The sequence below is a fragment of the Aliisedimentitalea sp. MJ-SS2 genome, from assembly GCF_032586155.1.
Lineage (GTDB): Bacteria > Pseudomonadota > Alphaproteobacteria > Rhodobacterales > Rhodobacteraceae > JAWHTC01.
Genome location: NZ_JAWHTC010000002.1, coordinates 37,476 through 57,339 on the forward strand (window position 1 = coordinate 37,476; position 19,864 = coordinate 57,339).

At 59.7% G+C, this 19,864-nt stretch carries 20 protein-coding genes; 4 read left to right on the plus strand and 16 right to left on the minus strand.

Annotated features, from left to right (window positions below):
* Positions 1–30 precede the first annotated feature (30 nt).
* The 4 genes from RXV86_RS06610 to RXV86_RS06625 are packed head-to-tail and all read right to left on the minus strand — an operon-like array spanning position 31 to position 3,824.
* Entirely contained in the window at positions 31–948 is a 918-nt protein-coding gene (locus RXV86_RS06610) for a dihydrodipicolinate synthase family protein (protein ID WP_316298542.1), read from the minus strand.
* A gap of 3 nt (positions 949–951) precedes the next feature.
* Positions 952–2,157, minus strand: a complete 1,206-nt coding sequence (locus tag RXV86_RS06615; RefSeq protein ID WP_316298544.1) for a mandelate racemase/muconate lactonizing enzyme family protein — start codon at positions 2,155–2,157, stop codon at positions 952–954.
* On the minus strand, positions 2,154–2,756 hold the full coding sequence (locus tag RXV86_RS06620) for a LysE family translocator (RefSeq protein ID WP_316298546.1): 603 nt from the start codon (positions 2,754–2,756) through the stop codon (positions 2,154–2,156). Before RXV86_RS06620 ends, RXV86_RS06615 begins: the two co-directional genes overlap by 4 nt.
* A 36-nt stretch (positions 2,757–2,792) precedes the next feature.
* Positions 2,793–3,824: an L-idonate 5-dehydrogenase gene (locus tag RXV86_RS06625; protein ID WP_316298549.1), complete on the minus strand. Its 1,032-nt coding sequence runs from the start codon at positions 3,822–3,824 to the stop codon at positions 2,793–2,795.
* Between the two features lie 163 nt (positions 3,825–3,987).
* Between RXV86_RS06625 and RXV86_RS06630 the strand changes: the two genes are divergently transcribed.
* The 3 genes from RXV86_RS06630 to RXV86_RS06640 are packed head-to-tail and all read left to right on the plus strand — an operon-like array spanning position 3,988 to position 6,626.
* Positions 3,988–4,752, plus strand: a complete 765-nt coding sequence (locus RXV86_RS06630; RefSeq protein ID WP_316298551.1) for an SDR family oxidoreductase — start codon at positions 3,988–3,990, stop codon at positions 4,750–4,752.
* A gap of 28 nt (positions 4,753–4,780) precedes the next feature.
* Positions 4,781–5,710, plus strand: a complete 930-nt coding sequence (locus tag RXV86_RS06635) for an NAD(P)-dependent oxidoreductase (RefSeq protein ID WP_316298553.1) — start codon at positions 4,781–4,783, stop codon at positions 5,708–5,710.
* A gap of 25 nt (positions 5,711–5,735) precedes the next feature.
* Positions 5,736–6,626 (plus strand): phytanoyl-CoA dioxygenase family protein, encoded by an 891-nt coding sequence (locus tag RXV86_RS06640; protein WP_316298555.1) that lies wholly within the window; start codon positions 5,736–5,738, stop codon positions 6,624–6,626.
* Between the two features lie 74 nt (positions 6,627–6,700).
* On the opposite strand, the gene RXV86_RS06645 is transcribed toward RXV86_RS06640, so the two are convergent.
* The 3 genes from RXV86_RS06645 to RXV86_RS06655 are packed head-to-tail and all read right to left on the minus strand — an operon-like array spanning position 6,701 to position 8,216.
* Entirely contained in the window at positions 6,701–7,024 is a 324-nt protein-coding gene (locus RXV86_RS06645; protein WP_316298557.1) for an AzlD domain-containing protein, read from the minus strand.
* Positions 7,021–7,731, minus strand: coding sequence for an AzlC family ABC transporter permease (locus RXV86_RS06650; protein ID WP_316298559.1), 711 nt, complete (start codon positions 7,729–7,731; stop codon positions 7,021–7,023). Before RXV86_RS06650 ends, RXV86_RS06645 begins: the two co-directional genes overlap by 4 nt.
* 14 nt (positions 7,732–7,745) lie before the next feature.
* Entirely contained in the window at positions 7,746–8,216 is a 471-nt protein-coding gene (locus tag RXV86_RS06655; RefSeq protein ID WP_316298560.1) for a hypothetical protein, read from the minus strand.
* 147 nt (positions 8,217–8,363) lie between these two features.
* On the opposite strand from RXV86_RS06655, the gene RXV86_RS06660 reads away from it, so the two are divergent.
* Entirely contained in the window at positions 8,364–10,145 is a 1,782-nt protein-coding gene (locus RXV86_RS06660) for an IlvD/Edd family dehydratase (protein WP_316298563.1), read from the plus strand.
* A 30-nt stretch (positions 10,146–10,175) separates the two neighbouring features.
* On the opposite strand, the gene RXV86_RS06665 is transcribed toward RXV86_RS06660, so the two are convergent.
* From RXV86_RS06665 to RXV86_RS06705, 9 genes are read right to left on the minus strand one after another with little or no spacing between them, the layout of a single operon-like run.
* On the minus strand, positions 10,176–11,087 hold the full coding sequence (locus RXV86_RS06665) for a DMT family transporter (protein WP_316298565.1): 912 nt from the start codon (positions 11,085–11,087) through the stop codon (positions 10,176–10,178).
* Positions 11,087–12,061: a D-erythronate dehydrogenase gene (denD, locus tag RXV86_RS06670; RefSeq protein WP_316298567.1), complete on the minus strand. Its 975-nt coding sequence runs from the start codon at positions 12,059–12,061 to the stop codon at positions 11,087–11,089. The genes RXV86_RS06665 and denD overlap by 1 nt, the downstream gene beginning before the upstream one ends.
* Before the next feature lie 9 nt (positions 12,062–12,070).
* Positions 12,071–12,799: an SDR family oxidoreductase gene (locus RXV86_RS06675; RefSeq protein WP_316298569.1), complete on the minus strand. Its 729-nt coding sequence runs from the start codon at positions 12,797–12,799 to the stop codon at positions 12,071–12,073.
* Complete coding sequence (locus RXV86_RS06680; protein WP_316298572.1) at positions 12,796–13,680, minus strand: NAD(P)-dependent oxidoreductase; 885 nt, start codon at positions 13,678–13,680, stop codon at positions 12,796–12,798. The genes RXV86_RS06675 and RXV86_RS06680 overlap by 4 nt, the downstream gene beginning before the upstream one ends.
* Positions 13,681–13,728: 48 nt before the next feature.
* Positions 13,729–14,799 (minus strand): Gfo/Idh/MocA family oxidoreductase, encoded by a 1,071-nt coding sequence (locus RXV86_RS06685; RefSeq protein WP_316298573.1) that lies wholly within the window; start codon positions 14,797–14,799, stop codon positions 13,729–13,731.
* Positions 14,796–15,632: a shikimate dehydrogenase gene (locus RXV86_RS06690; RefSeq protein ID WP_316298574.1), complete on the minus strand. Its 837-nt coding sequence runs from the start codon at positions 15,630–15,632 to the stop codon at positions 14,796–14,798. The genes RXV86_RS06685 and RXV86_RS06690 overlap by 4 nt, the downstream gene beginning before the upstream one ends.
* 4 nt (positions 15,633–15,636) lie before the next feature.
* On the minus strand, positions 15,637–17,124 hold the full coding sequence (locus RXV86_RS06695; protein WP_316298576.1) for an altronate dehydratase family protein: 1,488 nt from the start codon (positions 17,122–17,124) through the stop codon (positions 15,637–15,639).
* Positions 17,125–17,165: 41 nt separating this feature from the next.
* On the minus strand, positions 17,166–18,254 hold the full coding sequence (locus RXV86_RS06700) for a mandelate racemase/muconate lactonizing enzyme family protein (RefSeq protein WP_316298578.1): 1,089 nt from the start codon (positions 18,252–18,254) through the stop codon (positions 17,166–17,168).
* An 11-nt stretch (positions 18,255–18,265) separates the two neighbouring features.
* Positions 18,266–19,861 (minus strand): TRAP transporter large permease subunit, encoded by a 1,596-nt coding sequence (locus RXV86_RS06705; RefSeq protein WP_316298579.1) that lies wholly within the window; start codon positions 19,859–19,861, stop codon positions 18,266–18,268.
* Positions 19,862–19,864 lie beyond the last annotated feature (3 nt).

A 19,864-nucleotide genomic window follows, 5' to 3' on the forward strand; every position in this document is an offset into this window, starting at 1 on the left:
CGTTCTTCTCCGCATTTCAAAGTCTTCGTTTTATTTCCCCCACCCAAGCACGATCGGCCTGAGAGGGCGCAGCAATTCGATCAGCATCGCGCGTGTTTGCGGATGCAGCGGCGGGATCGGGTGACGGCAGAACGCCGAACCGATCACGCCCCCCTCGACCATCGCCGCCTTGGCCGCGCGGAACCCACATTGCCGGTTTTCATGGTTGATGACCGGCAGGACCCGCGCATATTGCGCCATCGCGGCCTCTCGATCGCCGCCCAGATGTGCGGTGACGATCGGCTTGATCAGGTCCGGGATCAGCGCCGAGGTCATCGTGCCACTGGCGCCTGCATCCAGATCAGCCATCAGGGTAATCGCCTCTTCCCCATCGAACGGCCCTTCGATCGCGGCACCGCCCTGCTCGACCAACGCGCGCAGCTTGGCGGCCGCCTGTGGACACTCGATCTTGAACAGCTTCAGCATCTCGATTTCCTGCGCCATCTGCACCAACAGCGGCACCGGCAGGTCCACACCGGAAAGCGGCGCATCCTGCAACATGATGGGAATGCCCACCGCGCCCACGCGCCGGAACTGCTCGAACGTCTGCTCTGGCGTCCCCTTGAGCAACGCGCCGTGATAGGGCGGCATCATCATCACCATGGCCGCGCCAAGCGCCTTGGCCTGCTTGGCACGTGCCACCACAATCTCGGTCGCGAAATGACTGATGGTGATGATCACCGGCACGCGCCCCGCAACGTGCTCCAGCGACAGCCGGGTCAGAAGATCTCGCTCGGCATCCGATATCAGGAATTGTTCAGAAAAATTGGCCAGGATACAGATGCCATCCACACCTTGGTCAATCATGCAATCCAGAACCCGGCGCATGCCCTCCTCGTCGACGGAACCGTCGGGATGAAACGGTGTCGGCGCCACCGGCCAGATACCGGAATAGGTGTAGTGAGCCATGGATCAGCTTCCTTCTCGGGTCGTGCGTCTGACGGTGGTATAGGCGCGGTCCAGATCGGGGTTGAGCTCCATCCCCAGCCCCGGTCCGGGTGGAACCGTGATCATGCCGTTTTCCACACTCGGCAGCGCCGTCACCAAGTCTCGGTACCAGGTGTTGTAAAACGCCCGTACGCTTTCCTGGATCAGCGCATTGGGCGCCGCCAGCGACAGGTGGGTCGAAGCCGACAAGACCACTGGCCCGGTACAGTCATGCGGTGCGATCGGTAATTTGTGCGCCTCGGCCATCGCCGCCACCTTGCGCGCGGTCGTAAGTCCGCCGCACCAGCTAAGGTCCAGCATGACGATCCCGGCCACGCCGGTGTCCAGCAAATCCTTGAAGGCACCGATCCCGCCCAGCGTTTCCGATGCCGTGATCGGTGCGGGCGAAACCTCGGCATAGCGTTTCAACAAATCAAGACTGTCCAGGCGGATCGGGTCTTCGTGCCAATAGGTGTCGAATGGCGTCAGCGCGCCGGCAATTTCCATTGCGGGCAACAGCTGCCACATCGAGTGGAACTCGACCATGATGTCCATTTTGTCGCCAACCGCGTTCCGGATCTTTTCAAACGGGAGCAACGCTTTTTTCAACTGGTCCTTGGAAATCGACACGCCGTTGTTGGCTTCAGCCGCTTCGTCGAACGGCCAGATTTTCATCGCGGTTATCCCATCGTCGAGAAGCGACAGCGCCAGCTCGTCGGCGCGATATAGAAACCCGTTCAAATCGTCGTAATCCGCGTGCCGGTTGGTCGAGAGCCCGTAGTTGACCATCTTCTGGCCTTCGGTGTTCTTGACGTATTCGGTTCCGGCACAGGTGTTGTACGTCCGGATCTTGTCTCGCGTGAACCCACCTAAAAGCTGTGCCACGGGTTGACCCGAAAGCTTACCCACCAAGTCCCATAGCGCGATGTCCAGCGCGGAATTGCCCCTGGTCTCTGCCCCGCTCGAACGCCAGCCAAGATACCCCTCGGAAAGGCGGGCAATGTGTTCGATTCTGCGCGGGTCCTCCCCGATCACGCGTGGTGCGAGTTCGCTGTGGACATAGGCCTCCACCGTGGCGGCACCGAAAAAGCTCTCGCCCAGTCCCATGATACCTTCATCGGTGTGAACCTGTAGCCAGATCAGGTTGGGACGTTCCTCGATGCGGATGGTTTCGATGGCGGTGATCTTCATCCGCGCCCTCCAAAGCTTGATAGTAAGGCCAGGGCCACAACGCCCAACATCGCCAGCGCCATCAGGATGTTGATGCGGTGATGCGCGGCTTCACTCAGATTCAGACGATGCAGAACCGCGCCCGCATATAGCCAAACCAGATGGATCGGGACCCAGATGGCGTTGAAAATCAAAAGCTTTACCAGGGTTTCCACAGCAAGGCTCTGCGGGTAAAAGGCAAACCCGGTAAACAGTGCGGTGTTCACCACGTAAGCCTTGGGATTGATGATCTGCAACATGATCCCGGAGGGGATGCCGGGCGCCTTTTTGGCCTCAATGAAGGCGACCCGACTACCGGCAAAGGCGATACGGCCAGCGAGGTAGAGCAGGTACCCGATCGAAGCGACCATCAGAACGGTCCGTACGGCCGGCGGGCCCATGACAATCGCAGCGAGGCCTGAAATCACGGTCAACGCGACAAGGTTGTTGCCAAAGAACAGGCCGATGACATAACGCAGCCCGGGCCGGAACCCATAAGCCGCGCCCATCCCGGCAGCGGACAGAACGCCAGGACCGGGCGTTATGATCAACAGGAATACGGCGGCGGCAAAGGTCAGCATGGCGCCTGTCCTTTCCCGGTTCGGTTTCTTGGCAAATCAAGCAAAATCAAACTGCACCTTCATGGACAGGGCTTTGTCTGCGGCTACCGCAAAGGCCTTTTCGTGATCGGCAAATGGATAGACATGAGTCAGCAGTGGTTTCACGTCGATCAACCCTTTTTCCATCAGATCGATTGCCACCACGAATTCGGTGTGGAATCGAAACGAACCCTTGAGCGACAGCTCTTTCACCGTGATTTGCTGCATCGGCACGGTCATGTCGCCGCCCATGCCAAGCTGCACCACCGTGCCCCGCGGGCGCACCGCGGCAATGCCCGTCGCAAGGGCAACCTCGGCACTCGAGCATTCGAACAGGACGTCCATCGTGCCCTTGCCCGCCTGGTAGGCCGCCAGACCGTCTTGATCGGTGCGCGTGTTCACGACCCGGTCCGCCCCGGCCGCGCGCGCATAGTCCAACGGCTTATCCAAAATATCCGACACCACAATTTCCGCCGCCCCCGACCGCCGTGCAACCAGCGCCATCAGAACCCCGATCGGGCCACTTCCGGTGATCAACACGCGTTTGCCCAGCAAGTCCCCCGCTTGTTTGGCCGCGTGCAGACAGACGGAAAGCGGCTCGGCCATCGCCGCCTCTTCCGGGCTCAACCCTTTGGCAGGCACGCATTGAGACACGTTCGCCACCAGTTCCTGTCGAAAGGCGCCCTGGATATGCGGCATAGGCATGGCCGAGCCATAAAACCGCATGTTTTCACAGTGGTTCGGTAAACCGTCCCTGCAATACTGGCAGGCCTGGCATGGGCGCGAGGGCGAAACCGCCACCAGATCCCCAACCGCCAAGCCAGCAACCCCTTCACCGATCTCGACAATCTCACCCGACACTTCGTGCCCAAGGATCATCGGTTGGCGCACTTGAATCGCCCCCATGCCGCCATGCAGGAAATAGTGCAGGTCGCTGCCGCAAATACCTCCGCGCCGGATGCGCAGCCGAACCTGCCCAGCACCGACAGGCTCATCGGCGATCTCTTCCACCCGCAAATCGCGTTCACCATGAATCACCAGTGCTTTCATTCGATGACGGCCTTCTGTTTTTGGCAATTCCATTCCGTGCGACCGGTTGATACTTGCAGCCACCGTAAAATGGTATACCATTTTTGAAAAGCTGCAAGCACTCAGGCGGATCCAAATCTGATTCTGTCCGCGTGTGCAGAGATTCTGACGCCGCGGGGGTGAAATGACACAAATCTTCGATCTGAATGGCCGAACCGCGCTGGTGACAGGGTCGACGATGGGCATTGGCAGAGGCCTTGCAACAGGCCTGGCCGAGGCTGGCGCGCACGTGATTCTGAATGGCCGCAATGCCGACCGTTTGGCAAGCGCGACGGATGCCATGCGCGCGGATGGGCATAGCGTATATGACCTGCGGTTCGACGCGACAGACCCCGATGCGGCCGCCAAGGCCATTGACCGTTTCGAAGACGAGACCGGGCCGATCGACATTCTGGTGAACAACGCCGGCATGCAGCATCGCGGCCCGCTGGAAGAGTTCGATCCGACCGATTTCGACCGATTGATGAAGACCAACGTCAATTCGGTGTTCTATGTCGGGCAGGCCGTTGCAAGGCACATGATCCCCCGCGGTCGCGGCAAGATCATCAACATCGCATCGGTGCAAACCGCCCTCGCCCGCCCCGGCATTGCGCCCTATACGGCCAGCAAGGGCGCTGTGGCCAACCTGACCAAGGGCATGGCAACCGATTGGGCACGTTACGGGCTGCAGATCAACGCCATCGCGCCGGGATATTTCGACACGCCTTTGAACAAGGCGCTGGTCGAAGACCCCGAGTTTTGCGCCTGGCTTGAAAAACGCACACCCGCAGGACGCTGGGGCCGGATCGAGGAACTTGTTGGGGCCTGCATCTTCCTCGCCTCCGACGCATCAAGTTTCGTCAACGGACACACTCTTTTCGTAGACGGCGGCATCACCGCCAGCCTCTAGACCTTGCTAATGAAATTCAGGAGACATCATGTCACACAGTAACGGAAAACCCGTCATCGGCTTTATCGGCGTTGGTTTCATGGGCCACGGAATGGCCAAGAACATCCGCCTTGGCGGCTACGATCTGTGGGTCAAGGGCAACCGTAACCGCACGCCCGTGGACAACCTCATCTCTTTGGGTGCGAAGGAGGCCCAGAGCGCCAAGGAAATCGCATCGAATTGCGACATCGTGCATATCTGCCTGCCCAACAGCGACTTTGTTGAACAGATCATTCGCGGCGAAAACGGCATTCTCGCCGGCGCGCGTGAGGGATTGATCGTGATCGACACCACGACTGCCGACCCAACCTCGACCATGGCATTGGCCGAAGAGATGGCCAAACAGGGCGTGACCATGGTCGACGCACCGTTGGGCCGCACCCCCAAGGAAGCCGAGGAAGGCACGCTTGACGCCATGGTCGGGTGCGATGACGATACCTTTGCCAAGGTTCAGCCGGTGATCGACTGCTGGGCCGGTACAATCAATCACGTCGGTCCTGTCGGCAGTGCTCACAAGATGAAGCTTCTGATGAACTTCCTCGCCATGGGCTACGGGGCGCTCTATGCCGAAGCCCTGTCTCTGGGTGCCAAGGTCGGTATTTCGCCGCAGAAACTACGCGAGGTGATCGCCCCCAGCCGAATGGGCAACGGCTTTTTCGACACCTTCATGAGCTACGCCGTCGATCGCAACCGCGACGCCCACAAGTTCACGATCGAGAACGCGTCCAAGGATGTCCGCTATGCCAACAACATGGCCAGCAATGCCGGCGTAGTCGGCATCATGGCCTCGGCGGTCAAGCACTATTACACACATGTCGAAGCCATCGGCAAAGGCTCCGATTTCGTGCCGATGGTGGCCGATCACGTGGCCCGGCTGAACGGGCTCGACCTCGAAGAAGAGGTCAAGAAGGGCGGCTGACGTTCCGACCGGAAGGAGACAGGCGATGCTGAGCGCTGCGCAAAAAAGCTTCTACGAGGAGAACGGCTATCTCAAGGTTGAACGGGTGGTCACACCCGATCAACTGGCCGAATTGCGCCGCCTCACCTATGACCTGATCGACCAGTCACGCGACATCACCGTATCCAACGACCGGTTCGAACTGGATGCGGGCCATAGCCGGGACAATCCCCGCCTGACCCGGATCAAACTGCCGCATAAGCAGCATCCGTATTTCTGGGAGATCTTGCAAAATTCGGCGATCACCGAGGTCCTGACCGACCTTCTGGGCCCGGACACAATGATCCAGACCTCGAAGCTCAATACCAAGGCACCAGGTGGCGGCGCCGCGGTGGAATGGCATCAGGACTGGGCATTCTATCCGCACACCAATGACGATATGCTGGCCTTTGGCCTGTTGCTCGAAGACATGTCCGAGGAAAACGGGCCGCTTCAGGTCATCCCCGGCACCCACAAGGGCCCGATCCTGAGCCACTTTTCCGACGGCGTGTTCTGCGGGGCCGTCCACCCCGATGACCCACTGTTCGAACCCGACAAGGCAGTCACCTTAACAGGCAAAGCCGGAGATATGACCGTGCACCATGCCCGAACCTTGCACGGTTCGGCTCCCAATATGAGTGAACGCAACCGGTTAATCCTGTTCTACGAATGCCACGCCGCCGATGCCTGGCCGCTGCTTGGGGCCGGGTCGTATATCCACAGCCTGGGACAGGCGGGGTTGTGGGACGATCTTCATGATCGGCTTGTGACCGGGAAACTCTGCCTGACGCCGCGGATCGAACAGGTGCCGGTCTCGATCCCGCTGCCCCCGGCCCCGGATGCCAGTTCCATCTTCAAGAGCCAGCAATCCGGCGGCGCGAAAAGCGCCTTCGACTGACCCGCCCGCTGCTGCCGATAACACCGGCTGACCGCGGGGTTCAGCCCGACCGTGCCTTCATCCTGTTTCTCATCCTATCCCCAGAAATATCGCAGGAAATACAGTGTTCCCATTCCGGCGATGATGGCAAAAACGGTATTGAACTTCAGGCCGACAAGAAACACCGCCAAAGCTGCGACAAGCCGTTTCGGATCAAACTCGCCACCCGTCACGTCAGGCCAGAGAACCAGTGGCGTGACAAGGGCCGGGAAGATCGCAACCGCCGTATAGCGCAGATGCGCCGAAACCCATTCCGGCAACTCCCGGTCGCCAAGAAGCCCGAGAAAGGAAAACCGGATCAAGAAAGTCCCGATTCCCAACAGGATGGTGACGGTCCAGAACAGGCTTTGCGAAATCATGCTGCCGCCTTCCGCTTGAGATGAAACTCGGCCTGTGCCCCGGCCATCATCGCCAGAAGCCCGGCAGCAATTAGCCACAGGTTATAGGGCATCCACTGAAACAGCATCGCCGCCAGCACCGACACAAACGCCGCCACGACATGCGGCAGGCTGTGCAGCATCGGCGCGGTCATGGCGATAAAACAGACCGGCACAGCAAATTCGAGCGCAAAGATCGGCGGGATCGCCTGCCCGATCACCGCACCAACAAAGGTGCAAATATACCAAAGCGGCGCCACCGCCGTCAGCGCGCCAAAGTAATAGGCTGCCTTGGCCGCAGGTGTCATATCCGGCACCTGCGCATATTTGCGCACCGACAGGGCAAAGCTCTGATCCACCATCATGTAGGCCAGAACCGCCCTCGCCCACAGCCGCAGATGCCCCAGATGCGGTGCCAGTGCCGCCGAGTACATCGCCATCCGCAGGTTCACCGCCAGCGCCGCAAGCAGGATGACGATCACCGGTGCCTGTTCCTGCATCAACGCCACGGCGGTGAACTGTGACGCCCCCGCGATGACGATGACGGACATGGCCATGACCTCGTACACCGCCAACCCGGCATCCCGCGCGACAACACCAAACAGCATGGCATACGGCACCACGATGATCGTGAACGGTGCACAATCCAGGAATCCGTGCCAGAAAACCCGCCGGTTCGAATGCTGCATCCCGGTTTCCCCGCCTATTTCAGGCCGCTGGATTGGAAAAAGAGTTTGGCGTAGGCCATCCCGACCGCTGTCGCCTCGCAACGCAGGCGCGTATACACCGTCTCCTCGCCCGGGGTTTTTTGCACAAGAGCAAGCTCTTCCATGCGGTCACATTGCATAAGGTTGCCTTTGAGGTCGTACTTCACCTCGATCCCGGCAATCGCCGCGACCTCCTCGCTGGCCGAGGTTGTTATCTGGTCCATCTTTGCGGCAATCAGGCCGCCCCAGTGATCCTTGGCACGGCGATAGCAATCCGCTCCGGCCATGCTGGGCGCATCATAAGACAAGCAGATTGACTGCAACTCGGTCACACATTGTACGATCGGTTGTCCTGCCTCTATTTGTGCTTTCAAGCAGGCAGTCATATCGCCAAACTCAGCGGCCTGCGCCGAAGACTGCATTGCATGAAGGCCCGCGAATGCGAGTGGCAACATCACCAGCGGCACCGCTCTTTTTCTCTGTTTCAATCGATTGTCCTGTCAGGTTGCTCAAACTTGGGAAGATTGCCGCGCACAGCGAAATGTTTCTCTTGATTTTGGTATACCAAATTGCAAATCTGTTTCAAGATCAATGAACAAGACCGGGGGAGAATCATGTCTGATACCAGAGCGCACAAGAAGTTCAGGTCTCAGGAATGGTTCGACAATCCGAACAACCCAGGCATGACCGCTCTCTATCTCGAACGGTACCAAAATCAGGAGTACACCCGCGGAGAGCTTCAGGGGGAACGCCCCGTGATCGGGATCGCGCAGACCGGCAGCGACATTGCGCCTTGCAACAAGATCCACGTCTTTCTTATGGATCGGATCAAGGCCGGCATTCGCGACGGCGGTGGGATCCCGATGGAATTCCCGGTCCACCCGATCCAGGAAACCGGAAAACGCCCTACGGCGGCGCTGGATCGCAACCTTGCCTACCTGTCTCTGGTCGAAGTTCTGCACGGCTATCCCATCGACGGGGTGGTGCTGACCACCGGATGCGACAAGACAACCCCGGCGATGCTGATGGGCGCGGCCACGGTGGACCTGCCCGCGATCGCCCTGAATGGCGGCCCGATGCTTGATGGCTGGTGGAAGGGCGAACGCGCCGGCTCGGGCACCATCGTCTGGGAAAGCCGTCGCCTGTTGGTCGAGGGAAAGATCGACTATGACGAATTCATATCCCGCGTCTGCGCCTCGGCCCCCTCGCTGGGCCACTGCAACACCATGGGCACCGCCAGCACCATGAACGCCATGGCCGAGGCCCTGGGAATGAGCCTGACCGGCAACTCTGCCATTCCCGCCCCGTTCCGTGAACGTATGGCGATGGCCTATGAAACCGGAAAGCGGATTGTCGCGATGGTCTATGAAGACCTGAAACCCTCCGACATCCTGACCCGCGAGGCGTTCGAAAACGCTATCGTGGTGAATGCCGCGATCGGAGGATCCACCAACGCACCGCCGCATTTGCAGGCAGTTGCGCGCCATGCCGGGGTCGAGTTGAACGTCAAGGACTGGGAAACGGTCGGCTTTGACGTGCCCCTTCTCGTGAACATGCAGCCTGCTGGCGAATACCTTGGTGAAAGCTTTTTCCGCGCAGGTGGCGTGCCCGCGGTGATGGGCGAACTTGGCAAGGCCGGACGCATCCACCAGGGCGCGATGACGGCAACCGGCAAGACCATGGGCGACAACTTGCGGGGCTGTACCAGCGACGACACCGAGGTGATCAAAACCTATGACGCCCCGATGCGGGAAAATGCCGGGTTCCTGGTGCTGTCGGGCAACCTCTTTGACAGCGCCCTGATGAAAACCAGCGTGATTTCCAAGGATTTCCGCGAGCGCTTCCTGTCCGAGCCCGGCAACGAGGGCGTGTTAGAAGCTCGGGCCGTAGTGTTCGAAGGCCCGGAAGACTATCACGAGCGTATCAACGATCCCGATCTCGGCATAGATGAACGCTCCATCCTGTTCATTCGCGGTGTCGGCTGCGTCGGGTACCCCGGTTCGGCCGAGGTGGTGAATATGCAGCCGCCGGATGCGATCATCAAACAGGGCATCAACCACCTGCCTACCGTGGGCGACGGCCGCCAGTCGGGCACCTCGGAAAGCCCGTCGATCCTGAATGCCTCGCCCGAATCCGTTGTAGGCGGCGGTCTGGCCTATCTGCAAACCGGTGACTTTGTCCGTCTCGACCTCAACTCCTCAAGCATGAACGCCATGGTCGATGAGGCCGAATGGCAGGCCCGGATTGATACCTGGGAAGCCCCTGACATCCGCAGCCAAACACCATGGCAGGAGATCTACCGCACCCATGTCGGTCAATTGGCAGATGGCGGCTGTCTGGAACTGGCAACGGCTTATCAGAAAGTCGGCCGCGACCTGCCCCGCGACAACCACTAGCCCACCTTCGATACGAACAGGTTCTGGGCGTCACGCGCGCAGATCGCCCTGCGCATCCACGGCATCTTCGTGGACCCGTTCGCGTAACCAGATATAGACACCCGACACGATTATTATGGCCGTGCCCAACGCTGTCCAGATTGTCGGCAGGTTGTTGAACACCAGGTACCCGACCGCGGTGGCATAGATCACCTGAACGTAGACCACCGGTGCCACGGTCGACGCTGGCGCAAACCTGTATGCCAGCGTCGCCAGAATGTGGCTGACCCCACCGAGAAACCCGATGAACAGGAAGAGAAACATCGCCACCCCCGCTTCCGGCCACACGAAATCCCCAAACGTGAAAGGCACAAGCGCCAGCGTGGCAACCCCGTTCGTCCAAAGCTGGCTGGTTGAGTTGTTGTCCGTGCCCGCCAAAAGCCGCGTCAGCACGAAGTAGATCGAGGCCGACAAAAGCGCCCCGATCGAAAAGAAGATCGCCCAATGGAATTCGGCGCCCCATGGCTGAACAATCACAAGCACACCGACAAACCCCGACACCACGGCCAGAAAGCGCCGCAATCCAACTTTTTCACCCAACACCGGGATGCTCAGAAGCGTCGTGACGATGGGAATGGCAAAAAACATCGCAATGGTCAGCGTGATGGGCAAATAGGACAGCGCCAAAAAATTGAAAACCGTGCTGCCCAGCAATGCCATCGCGCGGGTCAACTGGATCCATGGCCGGTTGGAGCGAAATTCGCCCATCCCCCCGCGCGGCAGGAAAAAGACCAGTGCCGTCAGCAAGGCCCCGGCATAACGCGAGAACACCACTTGCAGCGCGGGCACCCCGGCCATGATCAACCATTTTGCCGAAGTGTCGATCAGGGTGAACAGGAACACGGCGGATGCCATGATCAGCACCGCCGCACCCGGCCTGTCCTCCCGAGGGGACGCCGCCATCAGGCGCGTCCAACGATATCGTCTTCAAGAAACCAGTGTACGGTGTCCTCAAAGGACCGGTCTTGAACGAAGCCCAGCCGCAACGCCTTGTCCGAAATCACCCGGTTGCGCCACCCATGCACGATCTCTTCTATCACCGGGTCAGAATCCCAGGTGATCCGCGCTTCGGCCTCCGGTCCGAATACCCGGGTCATGGCGTTGACCATTTCCGCTACCGTGTCGCTTCGCCCAGGCAGGTTGAGACACCGGTTGTAGCCAAACACCTCTGCCTCCAGTTCCGCCGCGATGATCAGGTTCTCGACGATGGTGCGCGGTGCCGTGTGGAAGATCAGGAAATCCCGGCCCACCGGGCAATTCGATGCCTCGCCCTGCATTGTGTCGCGGAAAATCGACGACATGAAACTGGACGCGGCCGCATTGGCCTTGCCCGGCCGGATCGAAACCGTCGGAAGACGCAGGCCGCGCCCATCCATGAACCCCTTGCGGCTCATATCGTTGAGCAACAGCTCTCCAATCACCTTCTGGCTTCCATAGGAAGTCTGAGGATTGAGCTCGACCCCGTCCACGATCACTTCTGGTTCTTCGCCGCCATGTGCCGCGATAGACGAGGCATAGACCACGACCGGGCAATTCCCTGCGGCGCGGGCGGCTTCGAACAAATGCAAAGTTCCAAACAGGTTCACCCGCATACCCAGGTCGAAATCGGCTTCAGCCGCGCCGGAAACCACCGCCGCAAGGTGATAGATCACGTCAAACGGCCCGTGCCCGGCAAATAGTGCCCGGACCATCGCATCATCGGCGATATCGCAGGCAAGGCACGCAACGTCGAAACCCGCGTTCGGTGCGGCGGGTTCAACCACGTCCATCAGGGTCAGACTGGAAATCGGTTGGCCGCGTAACTGTCCACTTGCGGCCAGTTTTCGGGCAAGCTTCTGTCCAAGGAAGCCACCGCCGCCGGTGATCAAAACACGCATAATTTCATCCTATCCATTGGCCCAGCCGCCATCGACGATATGGGTCTGCCCCGTGGTAAAGGCACTTTCCTCCGATCCCAGATACACAGCCAATGCCGCAATTTCCTCAGCGCGGCCAATACGCCCCATCGGTTGTCGCGCAATGAACGCCTCCAGCGCGGCCTCGTAGTCGCCGGTTGCCCGCAGCCGATTATGCAGTGACGGGCTGTCTACCGTGCCCGGGCAAATGGCATTGCAACGGATATTATTGGTCACGAAGTCCACCGCGACGGATTTGGTCAAACCGATCACCGCAGCCTTTGTCGTGCCATAAATGAATCTATTCGGCGCCGCCAGGATCGACGAGGCAACCGAGGCAATGTTGACGATTGCCCCCTGCCCACGCTCCAGCATCCCCGGAATTGCCGCCTGGATCGAATGGAACATCGCCCGGACATTCAGGTTCAAGGCAAAGTCCAGCTCCTCGTCCGTGGCTTCAAGAATCGAACCGGCATGGACGAACCCGGCACAATTCACCAAAATATCCGGTGCCGCCTCTGAAACAGCCCCCTGCAACGCGGATTTGTCGGTCACATCCAGTGCGCTGCAATCCGCCCCCGACAACCCGGTCAGCAGATCCTTGTTCAGATCGGTAGCATAAACCTCAGCCCCCTCGGCGACATAGGCTTCGGCAATGGCGCGACCGATCCCCTGACCGGCCGCTGTGATAAAGGCGCGCTTGCCCTTCAGTCGGGTCATTTGCCCAGAACCTTCGCGAAGTAATCGACCATTTCCGGCACCATGATATCGCCTTTGCCATCGGCGATGGCCGATTTCAATGCACCGTCTGCGGCAACGGACATCCGCGACGGCGCCCCCATATCCTGCGACATGGTGTTGTAATACCCGACATCCTTCGAGGCGTTGTTCACCGAGAAGGCCAGGTCGATCTGTCCGTCGGTCGCGTAATTCTTGATGAACTCCATCATGCCGGATTTGAGCGGCCCTGCCGACATCACATCGAACAGTTTCTGACGTTCAATCCCGGCCCGGTCGGCAATGGCAAAGGCTTCGGACATGGCGCAGGCGGTGGTCATGGCAAAGAAGTTGTTGATCAGTTTGATCGTATGCCCAGACCCCAGCGCGCCCAAGTGGAACACGTTCTCGCCCAGCACATCAAGCTCCGGCTTGATCTTGTCATAGGCGGTCTTGTCACCCGAACACATGATGTTGAGCAAACCATCAATTGCGTGCGCGGGGGTTCGGCCCAGCGGCGCATCCAGATAGGTCACCCCCCTGGCCGCCATGTCCGCCCCGATCTTCTTGGTCGAAGCCGGTAGCGACGTGCCGAAGTCCACCACGATCTGCCCTTCACGCACACCGGCGAGCACACCGTCGTCGCCGTAAACACGGGATTCGACATGATCCGACGTGCCCATGCAGAACATTACCAGATCCGCGCTTTCCGCCACCTCCCGGGCATTCCCAGCTTCGGTTGCCCCGCGCGACAAGGCCGCCTCGATCCCGGCCCTGTCACGGTTCCCCAGAACCACGAGGTCATAACCCGCCTTTTGCAGGCACTCCACCATGGCAGATCCCATCAGGCCAAGACCAATGAATCCAATCTTGGGTTTACTCATCTTCTTTCTCCTTTTCCCACACCCGCGTTCACGCCGCCGGGGGTTTGTTTATGCGGTCAGACCGCTGAATTCCTTGGGGACATCCCCCATCCTGATCGGCTGCCGCGTCTGCGCAGACAAAACCGCCGCCAACGTGGCTTCAAGGGCTGCGCGCCCATCCTCCCCCGTCGCGAGGATCCCGGTCTCGCGCCCGGACACGAGACCCGCGAACAGATCCATTTGTGTCGCAATCGGATCGGCCGATTCATGTTTTGGCCCGATCTGCTTGACCAGCGGATTGTGCCAGTTGACCTCTTGCCCGAGCGCCCCCAGCCACAAGGTCAAGCTCGGAAACCCGATGGCGCCACGCGTTCCGCTTATCCTTATGTAATCTTCTCCGGAAAAGGCGATATGCGGGTTCTCGTCGCTGGCAGCCTCAAACGACCATGGCGAAGCCCCGGCATCGGACATCAGGAAACTGCCCAGCACCCCCGAGGCAAATCGGATCGAAACCGTCGATGTATCTTCGATCGGATGCCCCCGCAGGGTATTCGACGACAGGGCCGACACCTCGGTGATGTCCCCGAAAAACAGGCGCAGCAAATCAAGCTCGTGGCTGAGATTGGTCATGAGCGGTCCCGACCCCGGCGCCCGCCGCCAGTCGGGGCGGAAATAGGCGTCATCCTTGCGAAGCGACCACATGCCCTGAACCGCCACCGGATCGCCGATCCGTGCCAGTTGCTCACGGGTTGCCTGCACGAAAGAATGACATCGGCGGTGATGCCCGGTCACCAGGGGAAGGCCGGCGCGACCCGCCGCAAGGATCATCCGATCCGCGTCCTCCAACGTTCCGGAAATCGGCTTTTCAACAAGAATCGCCCACCTGCATGCCAATGCTTCGATAGCGGCACCGGCATGATCGGGTGTCGGCGTCGCGACAATCGCCGCCCGTGTCCTCGCGGGCACCTCCTCCAGCGACGGCACAACCGGCAGACCTTGCGCGTTCAGCACGACACGCAAATCCGCGTTTGGTTCAACCACGGCGGTCAACTCAACGTCATCCGACGCAATGGCAACCTGCGCATGGCGCAGACCGATCAATCCACATCCGATAACCGCTATGGGAAGTGGTGCCGTCATGACGGTTCCTCGACAGGCATCAACCTGTTCAACCGGTCCAGAATTCCATGGCCGGGATCGCGCCCAGACAGGATCTTGAACTGCTGAACCGCCATGTGTTTGAACAATTCGAACCCACTGACAACGCGGGCGCCGGCTTTTTCGGCCGAGACAAGGAATGCCGTCCGAACCGGGGTGTAAACCGCGTCAAACGCCCATTTCGGCCCAGCGGGCAACGAGTCGGGAAAGGCCGACCCACCATAGCCTGTCATGCCTTGGTTCGTGGCATTGACGATGCCATCGGCCCTTGTGATTTCTGTTGCGGATACCGTCGCCGGAACCGCCCGGGCGGGGTGGCCAAGCTCGGAAGCCAATGCCTGAGCCTTCTCCGGTGCCTTGTCCCAGATCACCAAGTCCGAAACGCCAAGATCGATCAGCGCCCGGCCAATCGCCCGTGCCACGCCGCCGGCTCCGGCCATCGCAACCCGACCCGGGGCTTGCCCATGCAACAGTGTTTCCCACGCCGACAGGAAACCGGTGTAATCGGTGTTGAACGCCTTGGGCTGCTCGCCGAAAACCAGAAGGTTCGCCGCCCCGAGCTGCCCAGCCGGTCCAGCGAACAGCGCCGCCGCATTGGGTTTGAACGGATGGGTGACCGAAACGCCAGCCCATCCCGCGGCGCGGCAGTCGGCCACACAAGCCGCAAGGTCGAACTCCGACAGTTCGGCCGTATCGATCAGATCGAATTCCAGCGCCATATCCGCTTCGCGGCACATCATCTCCAAGGCCGCGGGCAACCGTGTTCGACTGATGTTTTGCCCGATCAGGCCGGTTCTGAGCACTTCAAGCGACATGGGCTTACATCACCGCACCGATCTGCCACGGCACAAACTCGTAATCGCCCAACCCCTGCGCTTCGGATTTCGACGGCGTGCCCGAAGCCACATCAAGGATCATCTTGAAAATCTCCCTGCCAACGTCCTCGACGCTGGCCCCATCTGTCAGAATGCGACCCGCGTTCACGTCCATGTCTTCGGTCATGCGCTTGAACATGTCGGTATTGGTCGCAACCTTGATCGATGGGGACGGCTTGGCCCCGAACGCCGACCCGCGACCCGTTGTGAACACGACGATATTGCACCCCGAGGCAATCTGCCCCGTTACCGATGCCGGGTCGTAGCCCGGGCTATCCATGAATGTGAAGCCCCTGGCCGTCACCGGCTCAGCATATTTGTAGACCCCGGTCAGTGGCGTCGTACCGCCTTTTGCCGCTGCCCCGAGGGATTTCTCCAGGATGGTCGTCAAACCTCCTTTCTTGTTACCGGGACTGGGGTTGTTATCCATGCTGCCGCCATTGCGGGCGGTGTAGTCCTCCCACCACTTGATCAGCCCAATCAGCTTTTCTCCCACCGCACCATCCGTGGCGCGCGCCGTCAGCAGGTGTTCGGCGCCGTAGATTTCAGGTGTTTCGGCCAGAACCCCGGTGCCGCCCTGGGCGACCAGCATGTCAACGGCAAAACCCAAAGCCGGATTGGCGGTGATCCCGGACCAAGCGTCCGAGCCACCGCATTGCAATGCAACCGTCAACTCAGACGCCGGGCATACCTCACGCTGAGTATCGTTGACCAGCGGCAGCATCGCTTCGACCTTCTTGATGCCGAGGGCCACCGTCTTGCGGATACCGCCAACGTCCTGAATGTTCATCGTCTGGAACAAGGGGCCGGGCTCGATCCCCATCGCCTCGACCAGCCAGTCGATCTGGTTGGTCTCGCACCCCAGCCCGGCCATCAGAACGCCGCCCACATTGGGATTGCGCGCATAACCCCACATCACCCGCTGAAGCGCCTCGAAGCCTTCACCATTCGTTGCCATCGCACACCCGGTGCCATGGTGGAACGCCGCCACACCATCCACGTTCGGATAGTCCGCAAGCCGCTCGGGCGTGAAATGGTCCGCAATCATGCGCGCCGCTGTGGCCGAGCAGTTCACGCTTGCCAACACGGCGATGTAGTTTCTTGTGCCAACCTTTCCGTTGCTCCGACGATAGCCCTGGAAGGTGGCCGGTTCCCGGGACGTGACCGGGCGCAGGTTGGTTCCGAATTCATAGGCGGTGTCGACGTTGCGGAATTCGACATTGTGAGTGTGCACATGATCTCCCACAGCGATGTAATCCGCAGCGTAACCGATAATCTGGTCGTATTTTCGAACGGCCTCACCCTTGGCGATTGCGGCAGTCGCCATCTTGTGCCCTCTCGGAACGGCGGCGCTCGCACCCTCCTCTCCAATTGCCAGTTGTGATATCGCGGTCACGACATTGTCGGCAGATGAAAGACGTACTGTTTTCAAAGTTGCACCCTCTGGTTTGGATGTGGGTTGGTTGATCTGGTTCAGACCCGGATTTTCTCAAGCTGTTCCCAATCGAACGCCACGCCATGGCCCGGACGATCCGCAGCAATTGCATGACCGTCCTCGATCCGAACGGCTTCTTCAACATAGTTATCCAACCCAAACCCATGCGCTTCTAGGTAGCTTCGGTTCGGGCAGGCCGCGAGCAGATGAACCGTGATATCGTGTGCCCCGTGACTCGTCACCGGCAGGTGAAACGCTTCGGCAAGGTGGGCGATTTTCATGAACGGTGTTATCCCACCGCAGTTGGTCACGTCCGGCTCGGGGAAAGTCACCCCGCCTGACGCGATCAGTGATTTGAAATCCCACAATGTCCGCAGGTTTTCTCCGGCCGCAAGCGGCAGCCCCCCCTCGCGCACGACACGGGCATGGCCCTCCAAATCATCCGGTGGGATCGGTTCCTCGAACCAGGTCAGGTCGAACTCGGCAAACGCCCGCGCCGCCCGAATGGCCTGATCCACAGTGTATTTCATGTTGGCATCCACCATCAGTGGCATGTCCATACCAAACCGGTCACGCATCGCGGCGATCTTCTCGACATCTTCCGCCAGTCGATCGCGCCCGACCTTCATCTTGATCGCATGGTGCCCCTTTTCGAAGTTGGCTTCCGTCTGTTCGATCAGTTCGGACGCGCTGAGGTCTAGGTCAATCCCCCCCGCATAGCATGGCACTTTGTTGTCAAACCCGCCCAACAGCTTCCACAGCGGCTGGTTGGCCCTCTTAGCCTTGAGGTCCCACAACGCCATATCGAGTGCCGACAAGGCAAACACCGTCGGCCCACCCCGCCCGCCATAATGGAACGCCCACCACAGTTTTGTCCAGATGTGCTCGATCCGGTCGGCATCCTCGCCAACCACCCTTGAGGGCATCTCTCGCCCTAGAATATCGGCAATGGCCCCACCGTTAACCCCGCAGGTAAAGGTATAGCCGACACCTTCCATTCCGTCCGCATCCCGAACTCGCGCGGTCACGATTTCAAAACCTGACATCGCTCCGTGCATGCTGTCGGTCAAAACCGTCTCAAGCGGGATCAAGTAGTGATCAGCGCGCAGAGATTTAATCTTGCTCATGGCCTACGCACCTACAAGAACAGCGTCACGATGTTGGGCCAGATAAGCAGAATCGACAGGGCAATCAGTTGAATCCCGATGAACGGTAGGAAGCCACGGAAAATGTCGGTAAGCGTGATATGCGGCGGTGCCACGGACTTCAGGTAGAACGCAGCAGGACCGAACGGCGGCGACAGGAAGCTGACCTGCATGTTCATGGTAAACAGCACCCCGAACCAGATCGCCACGTGGCGCGCGTCCAAACCACCCATGAACCCAAGTTCCTCGACCGGCAGGCGCTGCACGATCGGCAGGAACACCGGCATGACCAACAGCACAATCCCAACCCAGTCCATAAAGGCCCCCAGGAACAGGAAGATCACCATCATGACCAGAATGATGCCCATTGTCGGCAACTCCGCTCCGACAATGGTGTTCGCTATGTAGGTAGGCCCGCCCGCGATGGTATAGGCCCCCGCGAGCGCTGTCGCGCCGATGGTCACCCAAATGATGGTCCCGGTCGAGCGCAGCGTGCGCTTGAGACTGTCCCAAAGCAGGTGGAAACTCATTTCCCCGCGCAAGGCCGCAATGACCCCGACGGCAATCACGCCCATCCCGGCGGCTTCGGTAATACCGGTGATGCCCCCGTAAATTGAACCAAGCACCACCCCAATCACCACGATGGGTGCCACAAGCCCCTTGCCCATGCTCCAACCCGTTGCGGTCCGCTCACGACCAGCGACAAAGAAGATCAGCGCCAGGAAGATCGCCAATGCGACACCGAACTTCACTACGAAATCCGGCGTACCAAAGGTGATGGCCTCTACCCCTTCCACCACGGCATTCTGACCGGTCACCGTGAAGAACAGCGCCCGCACAAACAACGCGGCCGAAAAACCGGACGCAATCAACAGCAGAAACGACCCAAACAGCGCTGCCTTCTCACGGCCTTCCGGATCGCCCGGCTTTTTCTCAGGAAGCGGAGCTTTCTCCGGGTTTAGCTGGGTTGTGATGATGATGTAGATGATGAAAAAGCTCGCCAGCATGAAGCCGGGTAGAAAGCTCGCCGTGAATAACGCCTTGATCGACGTCTCGGTGATCAGCCCATAGATAATCAGAACAATCGACGGCGGGATCATCGTGCCGAGGCTGCCCGAGGCACAGATCGTGCCGATCGCTAGGTTCTGGTTGTATCCCAGCTTAAGCATCTGCGGCAGCGCAATCAGGCCCAGAAGAACCACCTCGCCACCGATGATGCCCGACATAGCTGCCATGATTACCGCCATTATCGAGGTTACGATGGCAATACCCCCGCGCGTCCCGCTGAGCCAGACATTCAGCGACTTGTACATCTCGCCGGCGATACCGGATCGTTCCAAGAGGTTCGCCATGAATATGAATAACGGTATTGATATGAGGACATAATCCGTCAGCAGCCCGTAAATCCGCTGTGCCAGAATGTTGAGCGGACCCTGCCCGAAGTTTCCAAACAGAAAGTCAGGGCCGAATTTCATTAGCAAAACGCCCGCGGCCAACACCGCCGAGGCAAATCCCAGCGGCATGCCGATCGCCAGCAGGATCAGCATCGCCACCAGCAGGATCAGGGAAATGGTTCCGATATCGAGCATGGC

What these genes read in the sequence shown, in the direction of transcription:
- denD (WP_316298567.1), bottom strand. Translation starts at nt 12,061, where the DNA reads ATGCGTGTTTTGATCACCGGCGGCGGTGGCTTCCTTGGACAGAAGCTT.
- RXV86_RS06650 (WP_316298559.1), bottom strand. Translation starts at nt 7,731, where the DNA reads ATGCAGCATTCGAACCGGCGGGTTTTCTGGCACGGATTCCTGGATTGT.
- RXV86_RS06690 (WP_316298574.1), bottom strand. Translation starts at nt 15,632, where the DNA reads ATGTCGCTTGAAGTGCTCAGAACCGGCCTGATCGGGCAAAACATCAGT.
- RXV86_RS06645 (WP_316298557.1), bottom strand. Translation starts at nt 7,024, where the DNA reads ATGATTTCGCAAAGCCTGTTCTGGACCGTCACCATCCTGTTGGGAATC.
- RXV86_RS06675 (WP_316298569.1), bottom strand. Translation starts at nt 12,799, where the DNA reads ATGACCCGACTGAAGGGCAAGCGCGCCTTTATCACAGCGGCCGGTCAG.
- RXV86_RS06660 (WP_316298563.1), top strand. Translation starts at nt 8,364, where the DNA reads ATGTCTGATACCAGAGCGCACAAGAAGTTCAGGTCTCAGGAATGGTTC.
- RXV86_RS06620 (WP_316298546.1), bottom strand. Translation starts at nt 2,756, where the DNA reads ATGCTGACCTTTGCCGCCGCCGTATTCCTGTTGATCATAACGCCCGGT.
- RXV86_RS06640 (WP_316298555.1), top strand. Translation starts at nt 5,736, where the DNA reads ATGCTGAGCGCTGCGCAAAAAAGCTTCTACGAGGAGAACGGCTATCTC.
- RXV86_RS06615 (WP_316298544.1), bottom strand. Translation starts at nt 2,157, where the DNA reads ATGAAGATCACCGCCATCGAAACCATCCGCATCGAGGAACGTCCCAAC.
- RXV86_RS06625 (WP_316298549.1), bottom strand. Translation starts at nt 3,824, where the DNA reads ATGAAAGCACTGGTGATTCATGGTGAACGCGATTTGCGGGTGGAAGAG.
- RXV86_RS06680 (WP_316298572.1), bottom strand. Translation starts at nt 13,680, where the DNA reads ATGAGTAAACCCAAGATTGGATTCATTGGTCTTGGCCTGATGGGATCT.
- RXV86_RS06665 (WP_316298565.1), bottom strand. Translation starts at nt 11,087, where the DNA reads ATGGCGGCGTCCCCTCGGGAGGACAGGCCGGGTGCGGCGGTGCTGATC.
- RXV86_RS06705 (WP_316298579.1), bottom strand. Translation starts at nt 19,861, where the DNA reads ATGCTCGATATCGGAACCATTTCCCTGATCCTGCTGGTGGCGATGCTG.
- RXV86_RS06610 (WP_316298542.1), bottom strand. Translation starts at nt 948, where the DNA reads ATGGCTCACTACACCTATTCCGGTATCTGGCCGGTGGCGCCGACACCG.
- RXV86_RS06635 (WP_316298553.1), top strand. Translation starts at nt 4,781, where the DNA reads ATGTCACACAGTAACGGAAAACCCGTCATCGGCTTTATCGGCGTTGGT.
- RXV86_RS06700 (WP_316298578.1), bottom strand. Translation starts at nt 18,254, where the DNA reads ATGAGCAAGATTAAATCTCTGCGCGCTGATCACTACTTGATCCCGCTT.
- RXV86_RS06630 (WP_316298551.1), top strand. Translation starts at nt 3,988, where the DNA reads ATGACACAAATCTTCGATCTGAATGGCCGAACCGCGCTGGTGACAGGG.
- RXV86_RS06685 (WP_316298573.1), bottom strand. Translation starts at nt 14,799, where the DNA reads ATGACGGCACCACTTCCCATAGCGGTTATCGGATGTGGATTGATCGGT.